The organism is Bacillus sp. 5w2, from assembly GCF_054353775.1.
The window spans coordinates 41,729-55,429 of sequence record NZ_JBTIWT010000021.1 but is presented as its reverse complement, the minus strand read 5'-3'; the positions used below and the strand labels follow the sequence as shown (position 1 = coordinate 55,429).

At 35.7% G+C, this 13,701-nt stretch carries 19 protein-coding genes and 1 pseudogene; 13 read left to right on the top strand and 7 right to left on the bottom strand.

The window, feature by feature from the left end; all coding sequences use genetic code 11:
* Positions 1–214: 214 nt before the first annotated feature.
* Together ACXY7N_RS25580 and glpX are read right to left on the bottom strand one after the other, a co-directional pair.
* On the bottom strand, positions 215–481 hold the full coding sequence (locus tag ACXY7N_RS25580) for a DUF3055 domain-containing protein (RefSeq protein ID WP_016135944.1): 267 nt from the start codon (positions 479–481) through the stop codon (positions 215–217).
* A 16-nt stretch (positions 482–497) separates the two neighbouring features.
* Complete coding sequence (gene glpX, locus ACXY7N_RS25575; protein ID WP_016085706.1) at positions 498–1,469, bottom strand: class II fructose-bisphosphatase; 972 nt, start codon at positions 1,467–1,469, stop codon at positions 498–500.
* Between the two features lie 147 nt (positions 1,470–1,616).
* Here glpX and ACXY7N_RS25570 point away from each other — a divergent pair, with 147 nt between their 5' ends.
* The 4 genes from ACXY7N_RS25570 to ACXY7N_RS25555 all read left to right on the top strand — a co-directional run bounded on the left by ACXY7N_RS25570 (position 1,617) and on the right by ACXY7N_RS25555 (position 4,286).
* Positions 1,617–2,057, top strand: coding sequence for a DUF86 domain-containing protein (locus ACXY7N_RS25570; RefSeq protein WP_016085707.1), 441 nt, complete (start codon positions 1,617–1,619; stop codon positions 2,055–2,057).
* A gap of 79 nt (positions 2,058–2,136) precedes the next feature.
* On the top strand, positions 2,137–2,769 hold the full coding sequence (locus tag ACXY7N_RS25565; protein WP_016085708.1) for a helix-turn-helix transcriptional regulator: 633 nt from the start codon (positions 2,137–2,139) through the stop codon (positions 2,767–2,769).
* Positions 2,770–2,877: 108 nt separating this feature from the next.
* Positions 2,878–3,642, top strand: coding sequence for a TIGR01457 family HAD-type hydrolase (locus tag ACXY7N_RS25560; RefSeq protein WP_088084547.1), 765 nt, complete (start codon positions 2,878–2,880; stop codon positions 3,640–3,642).
* Positions 3,643–3,755: 113 nt separating this feature from the next.
* Positions 3,756–4,286 (top strand): DUF5673 domain-containing protein, encoded by a 531-nt coding sequence (locus ACXY7N_RS25555; protein WP_088084546.1) that lies wholly within the window; start codon positions 3,756–3,758, stop codon positions 4,284–4,286.
* A 34-nt stretch (positions 4,287–4,320) separates the two neighbouring features.
* Here the strand turns inward: ACXY7N_RS25555 and ACXY7N_RS25550 are convergent, their stop codons facing one another.
* Positions 4,321–4,902, bottom strand: coding sequence for an NAD(P)H-dependent oxidoreductase (locus ACXY7N_RS25550; protein WP_000683428.1), 582 nt, complete (start codon positions 4,900–4,902; stop codon positions 4,321–4,323).
* A 617-nt stretch (positions 4,903–5,519) separates the two neighbouring features.
* Here ACXY7N_RS25550 and ACXY7N_RS25545 point away from each other — a divergent pair.
* On the top strand, positions 5,520–5,999 hold the full coding sequence (locus ACXY7N_RS25545; RefSeq protein ID WP_016085711.1) for a GNAT family N-acetyltransferase: 480 nt from the start codon (positions 5,520–5,522) through the stop codon (positions 5,997–5,999).
* A 20-nt stretch (positions 6,000–6,019) separates the two neighbouring features.
* Here ACXY7N_RS25545 and ACXY7N_RS25540 read toward each other — a convergent pair whose 3' ends face one another.
* On the bottom strand, positions 6,020–6,511 hold the full coding sequence (locus ACXY7N_RS25540; protein WP_000665100.1) for a phosphatidylglycerophosphatase A family protein: 492 nt from the start codon (positions 6,509–6,511) through the stop codon (positions 6,020–6,022).
* Between the two features lie 120 nt (positions 6,512–6,631).
* Here ACXY7N_RS25540 and yutH point away from each other — a divergent pair, with 120 nt between their 5' ends.
* A complete protein-coding gene (gene yutH / locus ACXY7N_RS25535) occupies positions 6,632–7,633 on the top strand; it encodes a spore coat putative kinase YutH (RefSeq protein WP_016085712.1) in 1,002 nt (333 codons plus the stop codon).
* Between the two features lie 58 nt (positions 7,634–7,691).
* Here the strand turns inward: yutH and ACXY7N_RS25530 are convergent, their stop codons facing one another.
* The gene (locus ACXY7N_RS25530) at positions 7,692–7,907 is read right to left on the bottom strand and encodes a hypothetical protein (protein WP_016135939.1); all 216 of its coding nucleotides are present in this window, start codon (positions 7,905–7,907) and stop codon (positions 7,692–7,694) included.
* Positions 7,908–8,101: 194 nt separating this feature from the next.
* Positions 8,102–8,338 carry a NifU family protein gene (locus tag ACXY7N_RS25525; protein ID WP_000431159.1) on the bottom strand — a complete coding sequence of 79 codons (237 nt, stop codon included), beginning with the start codon at positions 8,336–8,338 and terminating at the stop codon, positions 8,102–8,104.
* Between the two features lie 195 nt (positions 8,339–8,533).
* On the opposite strand from ACXY7N_RS25525, the gene ACXY7N_RS25520 reads away from it, so the two are divergent.
* The 4 genes from ACXY7N_RS25520 (at position 8,534) to ACXY7N_RS25505 (ending at position 11,297) form a co-directional block, all read left to right on the top strand.
* Positions 8,534–8,842, top strand: a complete 309-nt coding sequence (locus ACXY7N_RS25520; RefSeq protein ID WP_000248590.1) for a YuzD family protein — start codon at positions 8,534–8,536, stop codon at positions 8,840–8,842.
* A gap of 52 nt (positions 8,843–8,894) precedes the next feature.
* Positions 8,895–9,692, top strand: a complete 798-nt coding sequence (locus ACXY7N_RS25515) for a nucleotidyltransferase domain-containing protein (protein ID WP_141533937.1) — start codon at positions 8,895–8,897, stop codon at positions 9,690–9,692.
* A gap of 121 nt (positions 9,693–9,813) precedes the next feature.
* Positions 9,814–10,482, top strand: coding sequence for a hypothetical protein (locus ACXY7N_RS25510; protein WP_016135937.1), 669 nt, complete (start codon positions 9,814–9,816; stop codon positions 10,480–10,482).
* A gap of 11 nt (positions 10,483–10,493) precedes the next feature.
* Positions 10,494–11,297 (top strand): leucine-rich repeat domain-containing protein, encoded by an 804-nt coding sequence (locus ACXY7N_RS25505; protein WP_488592681.1) that lies wholly within the window; start codon positions 10,494–10,496, stop codon positions 11,295–11,297.
* Between the two features lie 2 nt (positions 11,298–11,299).
* Here ACXY7N_RS25505 and ACXY7N_RS25500 read toward each other — a convergent pair.
* Positions 11,300–11,482 (bottom strand): annotated as a pseudogene (locus ACXY7N_RS25500) (DUF4304 domain-containing protein); the annotation flags it as partial.
* Positions 11,483–11,632: 150 nt separating this feature from the next.
* Between ACXY7N_RS25500 and ACXY7N_RS25495 the strand changes: the two are divergent.
* The 3 genes from ACXY7N_RS25495 (at position 11,633) to phnA (ending at position 13,632) form a co-directional block, all read left to right on the top strand.
* The gene (locus tag ACXY7N_RS25495; RefSeq protein ID WP_016135934.1) at positions 11,633–12,007 is read left to right on the top strand and encodes a hypothetical protein; all 375 of its coding nucleotides are present in this window, start codon (positions 11,633–11,635) and stop codon (positions 12,005–12,007) included.
* Positions 12,008–12,261: 254 nt separating this feature from the next.
* Complete coding sequence (locus ACXY7N_RS25490) at positions 12,262–13,056, top strand: DUF2628 domain-containing protein (protein ID WP_048894609.1); 795 nt, start codon at positions 12,262–12,264, stop codon at positions 13,054–13,056.
* A 234-nt stretch (positions 13,057–13,290) separates the two neighbouring features.
* A complete protein-coding gene (gene phnA, locus ACXY7N_RS25485) occupies positions 13,291–13,632 on the top strand; it encodes an alkylphosphonate utilization operon protein PhnA (protein ID WP_000212737.1) in 342 nt (113 codons plus the stop codon).
* Positions 13,633–13,701 lie beyond the last annotated feature (69 nt).

The following is a 13,701-nucleotide window of genomic DNA, read 5'->3' as shown; positions in this document are numbered from 1 at the left end:
TGGGAATGGGCAGACTACTCCCTTGAAAAAGCGTGGTGCTTTTTTGAGAGTAATGCTATCCAATTGCTGGTCCATTACAAAGTAAATGTTGGCATACGTAGATAACGTCCTTTCTATCCAAATAGATTTATTCTTAATTATAACACAGAAGATTGAAAATTCAAAACTTTTGTGATGAAAAAACACCAGCTAAAAAGCTGGTGCCTACGATAAATTATATAAGTTCAAATAAAAATGAGCGTAATTCTTCTGCAATTTCTTCAGTCATAGAAAATGCGTGCTCTAAGTAGCCTGGTTCGTTTAAATCGTCAGGACCGATGATTGCAAATTTATTACTTTGCATATCAAGTACAATTGTTTTACCGTAATGACGATCGGAGTATAGTAGCGCTAAATCATGACGCTCATTTTCTCCCATAAAGCTAACGAAACGAGTTCTTGTAGCGACTGTATCGTCGTACAGAAAGAAACGTTCTTCCATACACATGGCTCCTTTATTAAATATCTAAGTTTAAGTGTGGTTTATGATCTAAATGGTGATGCGTTTTAATGAATCGTACCGTTCTTGTTTTGTAACGCATTACGATAGAGTATGTTTCAGCTAAATCTCCGCCAAGGAATTTAACACCGTCTAATAACTCACCAGCAGATACACCAGTTGCTGAGAAGATTGCATCATCCCCAGATACTAAGTCATCTAACATAAGAAGTTGACGAGGGTCTTCTAATCCCATTTCACGACAACGAGCTTCTTCTTCTTCGTTCATTGGAACTAAGCGAGCTTGCATTTCACCTTCAAGGCACTTTAATGCTGCTGCAGAAATAACACCTTCTGGAGCTCCGCCAATACCTACGAATAAGTCGATACCTGTTCCAGGTAGTGCTGTTGCAATTGACGCACCAACATCACCATCACCAAATAATTTTACGCGTGCACCTTTTGCACGAACACGGTCAATAATATCTTGATGACGTTCACGTTCTTGAATGATAACTGTTAGATCGCGAATCTTTTTATTGTTAGCTTCTGCTACAATTTCGATTGTTTTTTCAATTGGATCATCTAAGCTAATTTTGCCAGCTGCTTTTGGACCAACCGCGATTTTTTCCATGTACATATCAGGAGCATGAAGAAGGTTTCCTTTATCTGCGATTGCGATAACTGCCATTGCATTTGCAAGACCTTTTGCAACGATGTTTGTACCTTCTAATGGATCAACGGCGATATCTACTTCTGGACCGTTACCTGTTCCTAGTTCTTCACCAATATATAACATCGGTGCTTCATCAAGTTCTCCTTCACCAATTACAACTGTACCTGCCATGTTTACTGAATCGAACATATCACGCATTGCTGTAGTTGCTGCATCATCTGCTTCGTTTTTCTTTCCGCGGCCCATCCACTGTGCGGATGCTAATGCTGCTGCTTCTGTTACACGGACAATTTCTAGTGCGAGTTCACGTTCCAAGATTCCATTCCTCCAATTTCAAAAATCATACAAATATAACTATAACAAATAACGGAGAAAAGGTGAATTCGAAAAATTGTCGATTTTTTCAGAAGAAAGCGTTACAATTAAAATGTAAATGCTTTAATTTCCAGGTAGGTGACATTCATGTATTTTGTAGACAGAAAGAAAATAGAACAAATGCTAGTATGTTTAGAACGAGCAACAAGTACATTTCAAGAGAAAAAGATATATGAAACCGAGTTTGAATTTTACGCATTAGAACGTATAGCTCATCTAATTATTGATTGTGTATTAGATGTAGGGAATGCGATGATTGATGGATTTATTATGCGCGATCCGGGAAGCTATGAAGATATTATTGATATTTTAATGGACGAGCGAGTGATAAGTGCAGAAGATGGACAAGGGATGAAAGAAATTATCCTTCTTCGAAAAATGCTTACGCAAGATTATATTCAAATGAATCATGATGAATTATATAAGACGATTCAAAAATATATTGCAGTGGTAGAAAAATACCCAGCAAATATTCGCAGTTATTTAGAGAAGGAATTAGGACCTGTATCTGCATTTGTACCAGAATAATTATGCTTATAAGATCCCCAGGACTACTTTTTGGGGGTCTTATATTGTATGTGAGAAAGAAAAGGGAGAAGGGTGAAGCATGGGGGAAGCACGTACGACGAAAGATGAAATTGTGCAATTGTTGAAAGTAAAGGGAGAGCACACGGTAGCAGAACTAGCTGACGTTTTAGAGATTACAGAAATGGCGATCCGAAGACATTTAAGTAATCTTGAGAAAGATGGTTTCATTTATTCCAAGATGGTAAGGCAACATGTCGGAAGACCTACTTATTTGTATGGATTAAGCGAAAAGGGAGAAGATACATTCCCGAAGGAGTATAAGCAATTCGCGATTGATATGCTAGAAGATTTAGCTCGAATGGGCGATGAAAAAATACTTCGTCACGTTTTAAAAGAGAGAACGAAGCGAATGGAAGAACAGTTGCAAAAGCGAGTGAGTAATCAAAAGAATTTAGCATATAAAGTGCAAGAGATAGCGGCTATGCAAGAGAAAAATGGTTATATGGTTCAAATCAAGAGAGATGGAGAGAATTCTTTCGTAATTGAAAAACAAAACTGTCCGTTAAAGGAAATTGCAGAGAGATTCTCGCAAGTATGTGAAGATGAAAAAGAGATGTATGAGCGTTTATTTGCAGGTGCAGATGTGAAAGCGTTAGCAAACATGTGCGAGGGCGATTGTAGTTGTTCTTACCAAGTAAAAGAGAAAAAATGAACGTTATGGGGCGCTTTAAGGTAAAGCGTTTTTTTCTTTGGAAAAAGCGGGTAATATAAGAGTGGTATGATAGATGAGAACGTTAGCATAGAAGGAGAGACATAATCGATGTATAAAGGTTACTTAATTGACTTAGACGGTACAATGTATCGCGGAGAAGAACAAATTGAAGAAGCGAGCGACTTCGTAAAAGCGTTAGGAGAGCGCGGCATTCCATATTTATTCGTTACGAATAATTCAACACGTAAACCAGAACAGGTGGCAGAAAAACTTGTGCGTTTCGATATTCCAGCGAAAGCAGAGCAAGTATTCACAACGAGTATGGCAACAGCGAACTTCATTTATGAACGTAAACAAGACGCAACTGTATATATGATTGGTGAAGAAGGGTTACATGAGGCACTTGTGGAAAAAGGATTTGAACTTGTGGATGAAAATCCGGATTTCGTTGTTGTTGGTTTAGATCGTGACATCACATATGAAAAATTAGCAAAAGCTTGTCTTGCTGTGCGTAACGGCGCAACGTTTATTTCCACAAATGGAGACATTGCCATTCCGACTGAGCGCGGATTATTACCAGGTAACGGTTCATTAACATCAGTTGTAGCAGTTTCAACAGGTGTGGATCCAATCTTTATCGGAAAACCAGAATCAATCATTATGGAACAAGCTTTGAAAGTGCTTGGCATAGAAAAGAATGAAGCATTAATGGTTGGGGATAACTACGATACAGACATTTTAGCAGGAATAAATGCTGGTATGCATACGCTTCTTGTCCACACTGGAGTCACAACTGTGGAGAAGTTAACAGAATACGAAGTTCAACCAACGCAAGTTGTGCATAACTTGACGGAGTGGATTGAGAAGATGTAATGAAATGCAGGTAACCGGAAGAGGTTACCTGTTTTTTTATGCATAATTGCATATGTACTATAAGTATATAAAATGTAAAATTTAAATGTAATGATGTAAGGGGGAGAATAAGAATGTACTGGATGTCATGTATTATGTTTGTTTTTACATTATGTGTTTTGTTTTTTGTTCTACGGAAGATATATAAAATAAATGAAATGAAAAAAAGCGCAGGAAAACTCATTGCAATGTATCCTCGGGTGAAAAGACGTTGGATTGCATTACTTGGACCAGCATATTTCATTGGACAATGTATGTATATATATGCTCGGTACGTAAGTGGTGATATTGATACAGTTGAACAGTTTCTCGTTCAGCTAGGTATTCATGCTGTAGCAAGTTGTTTTATGACTTTAATAGCCATCCATCTTATTAAAAGTGTACAAATATATGAAAAAGGTGTAGTAGACGGATTAAACTTTTATTCATATGAAGAATTGAAAGGCTATAAAACATCAACATGGGAAAATCCAAAAGAAAATATATTTTTATATCGCGGGCGAGAAAAAATGAATGACAATGTGAATTTACTTATTAGACAGGAAGATATGAATGAATTAGAAAGCATTCTTCAAAGATATATTCCGAAATTAATGATGAAATAAAAAAACTCCGGTTTTAACAACCGGAGTTTTTTTATTAAAATGCACGATTCACAACATCTTTAACCTCTTCAAGATATTGTTTACGCACATTATCATCCACAGAAGGGACACTTGTATAGAATGTATGCTCAATTGTTTCAATTCCTGTAAATTCAAAAATACCAACATCAGCTGTTTTCTTCATTGCGTCAAACATACCGCCTGCTGTGTATGCTTCTTTTGTATTTCCCATTGTAGATAATAATAAGCCTTTTTTATCGCTTAATAACTTCTCGATACCATTTTCACCGTAAGCATAAGCGAAGCCGTGGCTAAATACACGGTCAACGTATCCTTTTAAAATAGCAGGAAGTCCCGCCCACCAAACTGGGTAAATGAATGTAATGCTATCAGCCCAAGAGATATGCTCTTGCTCTTCTTTAATATCTTCTGGTGTGTTTCCTTGAGAAAATGAAATGAAATCGGAAGCGCCTAATACTGGATTGAAGTTTAATTCGTATAGATCGCGAACGCGTACTTCATGACCTTTTTCTTCTAATTCACTTTTTACTGTTTCTAAAATTGCATGGTTGAAGCTTTCTGTATTTGGGTGTGCATAAACGATTACATGTTTCATTGTTCTTCCTCCTATTTGTGGATATGTGAATAGTTTTTTTATTTATGTAACTATTATGGTTACTTCTTTTGTGGAAGTCAAATAATACATATGTATGTATAAAAAGACGGCTAAAATCGTCTTTCTATACCCCGCTCATACAAAGAACAAAGAAAACAAATAAAATAATAACAATACCAATACCAAAGTTAAATACGAGAGTACTATCCATATATGTAACCTCCTTATTTGAATGTAAAAAGCACTCTAATCAAGAGTGCTTTTTATTTTGAATCTACTTCACAACTTTTAGAAAGGGGTTCATGTGTGTAAAGAGTTACATTATTTTATGTGTTTATATTTTGAAATGAGTAAGTCCTTGTGAGATATAAAAAAAAGACACTCTTTCGAGTGTCTTTCATGATGACAAAATGTGCCAATTGCTTGAGTTTGATAAGGCGCTAATATCCGTTTTAACGCCTTTTCTTTGATCAAGAAGTGTAGCAACAGCGATTCAATTAAATTGTACCATTTGTTTCATAGGCGCGCGTATGTAATTATGCATAATTCGATTGAAGGGAAATGAGGCACGAAAAATGAATGAGTATATATAGAATACTTGATTAGGAGAGAGAAGGATGGATATACATAAGTTAACGGTAGAAGAAGCAAATGAGATAAATACATGGACGTATGAAGAACCTTATAAATTGTATAGTTTTTCAGGTGAGGAAGAAGTAATAGAAGAATTATTAGATGGGACGTATTACGGCTGTTGTGACGATAAGGGAGAGTTTATCGGCTATTTTTGTTTTGGGGAAAATGCACAAGTGCCGGGGGGAAGAGATGCTCATTTATATGGTGGAGAAGATGTAATTGATATCGGACTTGGCATGAAGCCAGCGTTAACAGGGAAAGGGCTTGGAAAAATGTTTTTTCAAGCTGGGATAGCGTTTGCTGTTAAAGAATGTAAGCCGAAAACATTTCGACTTAGTGTAGCGACATTTAATACAAGGGCGATTACGCTATATAAAAAAATAGGTTTTCAACAAGGTCCTATTTTTTTGAGCCGCGGAAGAGAATTTATGCTCATGGAATACAAAAGACCGTCAGTATGAAACTGACGGTCTTTCATATTTCATTCCGAATGCTCAGCTCTATGCGCTAAACGGCTTGAAGCAGCGGCAGCAATTCCGCCAACGATATCATCAAGGAATGTGTGTACCTTTCCAGATGATTTATCATTTAAGAATTCTAAAATACCAGGTTTTAATTTATCGATATATCCAAAGTTCGTGAAACCGATAGAGCCGTACACATTAACGATAGAAAGTGCGATCACTTCATCAATTCCGTATAAGCCTTCATCACGTTTTACGATATCTTGTAACGGCTCACTTAACATTCCTTTTTCAGCAAGAACATCGAGTTCGATACCAGTAATCAGTGCGTTTTGTACTTCACGTTTTGATAATACACGCTCAACGTTATAACGGCATTCTGACATCTCTAAATTTGGATGATATTTTTTTTGGAGAAAATGAACAAGCTCAGCAATATCGTCAATTGTTACACCGCGCTCTTGTAATAGTTGTAATGCTCTTTCTTGTAGTTGATTTGATTCTTTCATGTTTATCACCTTTTTTTCTTTTTAGTATTTGTATACGTTTCGTTGCTTTATCATGTGCATAGGAATGAAAGGCGAGCACAAGCTCATATATATAAAGAAAAACCATAGGTGGCGACTGCGATGATTCATCATATTTATGAGCATTATCATATGCATGTTAAAGAATTAATCCCCCTTGGCCCCTATAAAAGCTTTTGGATTCGCAACAAGATTTATGTACTTATTCCAATTGGAGAAATGGCGGAAGAAGTACTTGTAGAGATGAAAAAGCTCAGTGATTACATGAACCAGCAAGGGGATCTAACTGTAGCGACTTTCGTTCCGACTATACACGGCTACTATGTAAGTGAGATAGAAGAACAAAATTACTGCTTATTAAAAGGTATGCGTGCGTTAGAACGACATGCTACATCATTAGGAAGTGAGCTTTCTATATTCCATAAACGAGGTGCATTCTTTCCAGAAGAAATCGAGCAATTAAGCCGCATTGGTGAATGGAAAGCATTATGGGAAAAAAGGCTCGATCAATTAGAAAAGTTTTGGCAATCACAAGTGATGAACCACCCTACAGACGTATTCGATCAATTGTTTATTGAATCCTTCCCGTATTACTTAGGAGTTGCAGAAAATGCAATTCAGTATGTTGTCGATACAGAGATGGATGATACGCCGCAAATGACTGATGCAGCAACAATTTGCCAAGAACGATTTACACCCTTATTATGGCATCAAACGAAGCGTCTCAAACTTCCTTTTGATTGGGTGTATGATCACCCAACTCGAGATATGGCAGAATTAATCCGTTATATGATGATAGAAAAAAAGAAAGACTGGGAGAAAACAATCGTTCAATTTGTTACAGATTACGAACGAAATTATTCGCTATCCTCATTTGGTTGGCGCCTATTATTTGCAAGGCTCCTGTTCCCGCTTCACTATTTTGAAACAGTCGAACGATATTATCAAACTGGAAACGAAGAACAAAAAAGCATATATAGAGATCGCTTAGAAGCCATTTTACACGATGTGAACCGTTCTGAGCAATTTATGAAGCATTTTTATGGCTCACTTCGTTTACCGGTCGATAAGTTAGGAATTAGGAAATTAGATTGGCTGTCTTAAAATAAAAAAAGAGACCGATTGAGGTCTCTTTTTTTATACTACAATTGTATGTAATACATTATGCCCCTACCTGTTGATCTGCACATATATTTAAAACGAATTGATGCTTTTCGAGTTTTTCATTTACTTTACTCAATAATTCTTGCTGGATTTCTTTAAATAAAAATTGATAGCTCACATTCCATGTCGGTATAACGGATGAAAGGTCTAATAAATACTCTTTTTTCTTTTCTAGTTCTTGAATTGTTAAAAAAGTGTTCCCCATTTTTAGCATGTGTCGTCCCCCTATGTTTTTTACTTTATATGTGTGAACGATTCACTATATAGTATCAATTATCGCATTTTTTGAGAAGGATTTCCAATTTTGTTTTATGATGTTAACGCATAAGTGATATTTGAATAAAAAAAGAGACCCAAATGGGTCTCTTTCTAGCAAGCGATTCTGAACGAGCCGCGTCTGCTTTTAGATTAAAATACTTGTTCTACTTCGATAACGCCTGGTACTTCTTCAAGTAACGCGCGTTCGATACCAGCTTTTAGTGTGATTGTAGAACTTGGGCAGCTTCCGCATGCACCCATAAGGCGTAATTTTACGATACCTTCTTCAATGTCTACTAATTCAACGTCTCCGCCATCGCGAAGTAAGAATGGACGTAATTTATCTAATACTTCTAGTACTTGTTCTTGCATATGTGGGTTTTCCATTTTTATCGACTCCTTTCATCAGTTTTATTATAATCAAGATAGAGGGGAAAATCTATTTTTTCTCTTCTTGTTTTATTGTCGAAATATTTTTTCGTGTTTTTTCAGTATAGGGGTATGGAATAAGTTTGTAAAATGATGTGCTTATGTAATAAGACATCTGAATATGCTGTTGAAACAAGAAGTGGGGGAGAAGAAATGGTTAATGTGCAAGTGTATGGGACGAAAGTAATTTGTGCGAGCTGCGTTGGAATGCCATCTTCAACAGAAACGTTTGAGTGGTTACAAGCGGCGATTGGTCGTAAATATGAAGGACAAGAAAATAAATTTAATTTCGAGTATATTGATTTTCAAGAAGAACAAGAAGATGAAGATAAAAAAGCATTTGCAGAACGCGTAGTGGAGGAAGATTTATTTTATCCGGTCGTTCTTGTAAATGGAGAAATTGTTGGAGAAGGAAATCCTCGTTTGAAGGATGTTTACGAAGAAATCGAGAAATATTTATAAAGTAGGAAGTCTTTGCGAATTTGCAAAGGCTTTTTTCATTGGAGGGATAGATGTGGAGAATGTAGTAAAGCATGCGTTACCAAAAGAAGTAGAGCAGTTGATGGAGCAGTACATAGTAGGGTTAAAAGAAATTTTCTTAGACGAAAAAATAGTCGGCGTATATATTTACGGATCTATCGCGCTCGGTGCATTTCATGTGGAAACGAGCGATGTTGATTTTGTTACGGTAATAAGTGATTCCGTGAATGAGGCTGAAAAACAACAACTTGTAGAACTACATAAGAAACTTAGTAGTAGTAGTACGTTAGGTAAAAGAATGGATGGTATGTATATTCCGCTTGCTGATTTAGGGAAATACAATGATGAAATGAATGAGTACGTGTATTGTGCAGATGGCAAGGCGGATATAGGACATTGGGACATTAATGCGGTCACATGGTGGACATTGAAAAATCAAGGCATTACAGTTACCGGGAAAGAAGCGGGAGACCTTTCGTTTCAAATAGGGTGGGATGATGTAGTCAATACGATGAAATACAACGTAGAACAGTACTGGAGTGGAAAGGCCAAGCAGCCATATTTATTCTTTATAGAAGAATGGGTAGAATCAGCGGTCGTTACGATGGGGCGTATTTTATATACACTAGATCATAAAACAATTGTTTCAAAAGATAGAGGGTTACAATACTTATTAGAACATTCAGCGGAAGAATGGGAGCTTTTATTAAAAGAAGTAGCGAGAATACGGAAAAACCCAAAAGAAAAGCGAATGCTCTCAAGGTGGAGAAGGGCAGATATGACGAAGAGGTATTTGCTGCACTTAATTGAGACGTGTAGAGAGAAATGGTAGATGAATGTAAAAGCATCCTTTATGCAAAGGGTGCTTTATTATTTTGAAATAATGAAAAATCACTTTACAAGAAATGAGAAATCGAAAGATAATAGACAAAATATGTGCATGGAGGAAGATGATGAGTAAATATAAATTACATATAAATAAAGAACAATTATGGAAAGGATGCATTTTAAAGTCGATTGCAGGCGCAATTTTTGCAGCGCATGCTCCTGATTTCTCACATGAAAGTTCATGGGATGGATGTAACTATAGTATGCAAGATACTCAAGGCGGACAAGGGACAATTACGTTTTATCCGAATTACACGATTGTATGTCTTCAAGACGTGAATAGTGAGCGAATTGATGAGTGGATTGATGCAGCAAATTATTTTGAAGGAGCACCTTCTGAAGTGATAGAAATTGCGAAAGAAGAAGCACTTCAATACGTATTAGAAGAAGTAGAAGGCGAAACAGTTCCTTTCATTACAACAGCTTTTTGGATTGAGGATAGCGGTGCGTATTCAATCGATTCATTTGAAGAAATGGAAGAGAACGGTGGATTTTTATTAGAAATTCCATTACTGGATAGGGGATCTGCAATAGAAAGATTGGAAGAAGAGTATGAGCTAACAGAGGAACAAATAGAGCTTTTACAACTCGTGTATGAGAGAAAAATCAAAAATCCAAATGAGGAAATTAAGTTATCTAAAGAAGAAGTAGCGATGATTGGAACGGATGATAGTGAAGGGTTAGAAGTTAGTAAAGCGTCGTTTGAAGAGATGAATATTATTTGGGAGTTGTAGGGGAGGATAAAATGTTTCCGATTGGTGATCAGCCGAAGATTACGAAAGACTTAGCAAGTATAGCTGGTGATTTAGAAGAAGTAGCGATTGAGGGGAAAACAAAAAATATAGAACGACTAGCATCTTTGCAAGTTAAAAAGTTATGGGTGTTCGCAGTAAATCAAAAGCAGTTTGATCATATTCTTACGTATGTTTGTCCCGATATATTATATGTTTACGAAATGAGGGTCGAGGATTTAAGTAGCCTTCAGAAATTGTCTAATTTACAACAGTTACATATGTGCTGGAATACAAAAGCGAAGACGTTATGGGATATTGATTATAATAAAAAACTCAAATCCTTACTAATTGATGATTTTTCTAAGTTAGAAGATTTAAGTGCTTTAAGTAAGTGCACACAACTCAATACCTTCTATATGGGTGGTGGGATAAATGCAGCGATGAAAGTACAAACTTTAAAACCACTCGCTGAATTACAGCAGTTGCAAAAGCTTACTTTGATGAATTTAAAGGTTAAAGATGATTCATTAGAACCGTTAATGCAATTGGAAACTTTAAAAGAGTTAAGCATATCTAATCAATTTAAGGTAGAAGAGTATGCAAAATTATCTGTAGCATTGCCATATACGGAATGTGAGTTTTTTAAACCTTATGTACATATGAACGATGCAATAGAGGGGAAAAATATAATGGTGACTGGGAGAAGAAGACCACTCCTTAATTCGAAGACGGATATCGTAAAGATGCAAAAATATGAAGAACAATTTAAAAAATTACAAGAGGAATATAAAGCACTAGTAGAAAGCACAATGTGAAATTACATTGCGCTTTCTACTAGTTTTTTCATATACATATCAACTTCATGAAAGAATACGGGCTCTTTTTCCTCGGTATTTATTTTTGTTAAATTTTCATAAGATGCCCACGTTTGAAACCAGTCGAAAATAGTAGAAAGGTAATTCGGAATGTCGATAGTTTCATGTGAAACATTATGTAATATGGAACGTAGTGAAGTTTTGTGAAAAAACATCTTCTGTCCAAGCTATACACTTCATATTTAATCACCTGAAATAGTAGTTTTATGAACTTTATTTTATATATTATAATATGACTAGAGCTAGATTTTTTAAGAGAGAATGGAGAAAGTCTTATGATAAACCACAATAAAATTAAACAACTTTTAGAATATGTAGATCGTGCTGAGGATAATGAAATTGAGTTAGAGTATGAATTTGAACCAATGACAATAGAACTATTTAATAGTGAAGAAATAGAAGAAGGCCAACTTGGCTATAGCTTTGATGATGAAGGGCAAAGTTTAATCGGGAATGAAGAAGGAGATTGGAAAGAAGGATGGATTGTAATTGGGATAGACTCGTATCTTGGAGATCCGATTTTTGTAGATAGTAATGATGAGAATTGTCCAGTTTATACGGCTATGCATGGTGAGGGAGATTGGGAGCTGGAATGTATAGCGGAACGTATAGAGGATGTTATTGAAAAAGTTAAAGGTAGTTTAAAATAGTGGAAAATTAAGAGGATGTTTCAAAATGATTTTGGAACATCTTTTTTTATGCCTATGTAAAATGCTTAACTTAGTGTATTAAACGTATCATTCATAAGTATTTTAATATATTAAAAAGAAAAATGGAATAAGAAACGGGGAATTGTCGGAATATATTCGATTTCTGTTCATTTTTATGAAATATATGTCCTTTTTGTTAGATTCCTTCTTTTTCTTTCTATAAAATACATGTATGTAGAAAGAAGAAAAGGATGATGTACGTGAATGACACTGTTTTACAAGAAACAATTTCTCCGCAAGAATTACATAAAGTTGTTCAAAAGAATACAGCTTATTATGACTTTAAATGGGGCAAAGTAGAAAATCCAGCGCAAGGGAATACGTGGAATTGGGTAGCCTTTTTCTTCCCAACTTTTTGGTTAGCTTATCGTAAAATGTATAAGTTGTTTATTATACTTACGTTATTGGCGATACCTAGTATCGTTGTAACTCCTTTTATAGATATTCCAGATGGGGTTTATTTAACATGTAGTTTAGTTCTTCAGTTAGGAACGATGATATTTACTGGATGGCAAGGAAACCGTTTATATTATAAGCATGCTGTTCGTGTTTTACATAAGGGAGAAAATATGCCAGATCATGAGAAGGCGTATTACCTACAATCAAAGGGGAGCGCTAGTTTTGCTGGTATGGTTGGTGTCCAGGTTATAGTTGGAATCGTGTTTGGTGGAGCTATGTTCGGACTCTCCCTTTTACAAACTGAGCCGAATATTAAAAATGTTGTTCGTTCAAGTAGTGAAGGTGTTACTTTAGAGATTATGACGGATAATCCAACTTGGAAGTTTGTGAAGAAAGAACAAGATTATGATGTAGTAGAATTTACTGGTTATGATTATACAGAGAAGAAAAACGTGAAAATTAAATTTGCTGTTTATTTTAGTGAAGACTATTTTGAATGGCAAGAAGTATATGAGAATAATAAGAAGTTAAGTGAAGATGAGCTAGAAGAGTATCAATTTTATATTGAGGAAAATGGATGGGGGCTCTAGTGAGAATTCGTTCATTTTGAAAATGAGAATCTTGTGAAGGTTCTTCTTTTTTATTGGAAACACCATACGAATTGAAATTTTGTAAAATACAATAAAAAATGAGAATTCCAGGTAGGCTTGTCAATAACGTGAGAATATGGCACTATAAAGAAATGCTATACAAATTTTATTTATCGAGATGTAAACATCAATTTTGATTTTTACGTATAAATAATGAACGGAGGAAATGAATTTATGGCTACTTTACCAAATTGTCCAAAATGTAATTCAGAATATACGTATGAGGATGGCGTTCTTTTCGTATGTCCAGAATGTGCTCATGAGTGGGGCCAAGAAGCAGAAGCTGAAAATAATGATGGTGCAAAAGTTGTAAAAGATGCGAACGGAAATGTTCTTCAAGACGGCGATGCTGTTACTGTCATTAAAGATTTAAAAGTAAAAGGAACTTCTTCAGTTGTGAAAATCGGTACGAAAGTAAAGAGTATCCGTCTAGTTGATGGCGATCACGATATTGATTGCAAAATCGACGGTTTCGGAGCGATGAAGTTAAAATCACAATTCGTTAAGAAGGCGTAAGTAAAAAGAGGAGGCGAGTAGCCTCCTCTTTTTTATTGTCATTTTTTTTTCGGTATAATTTCATTCAGC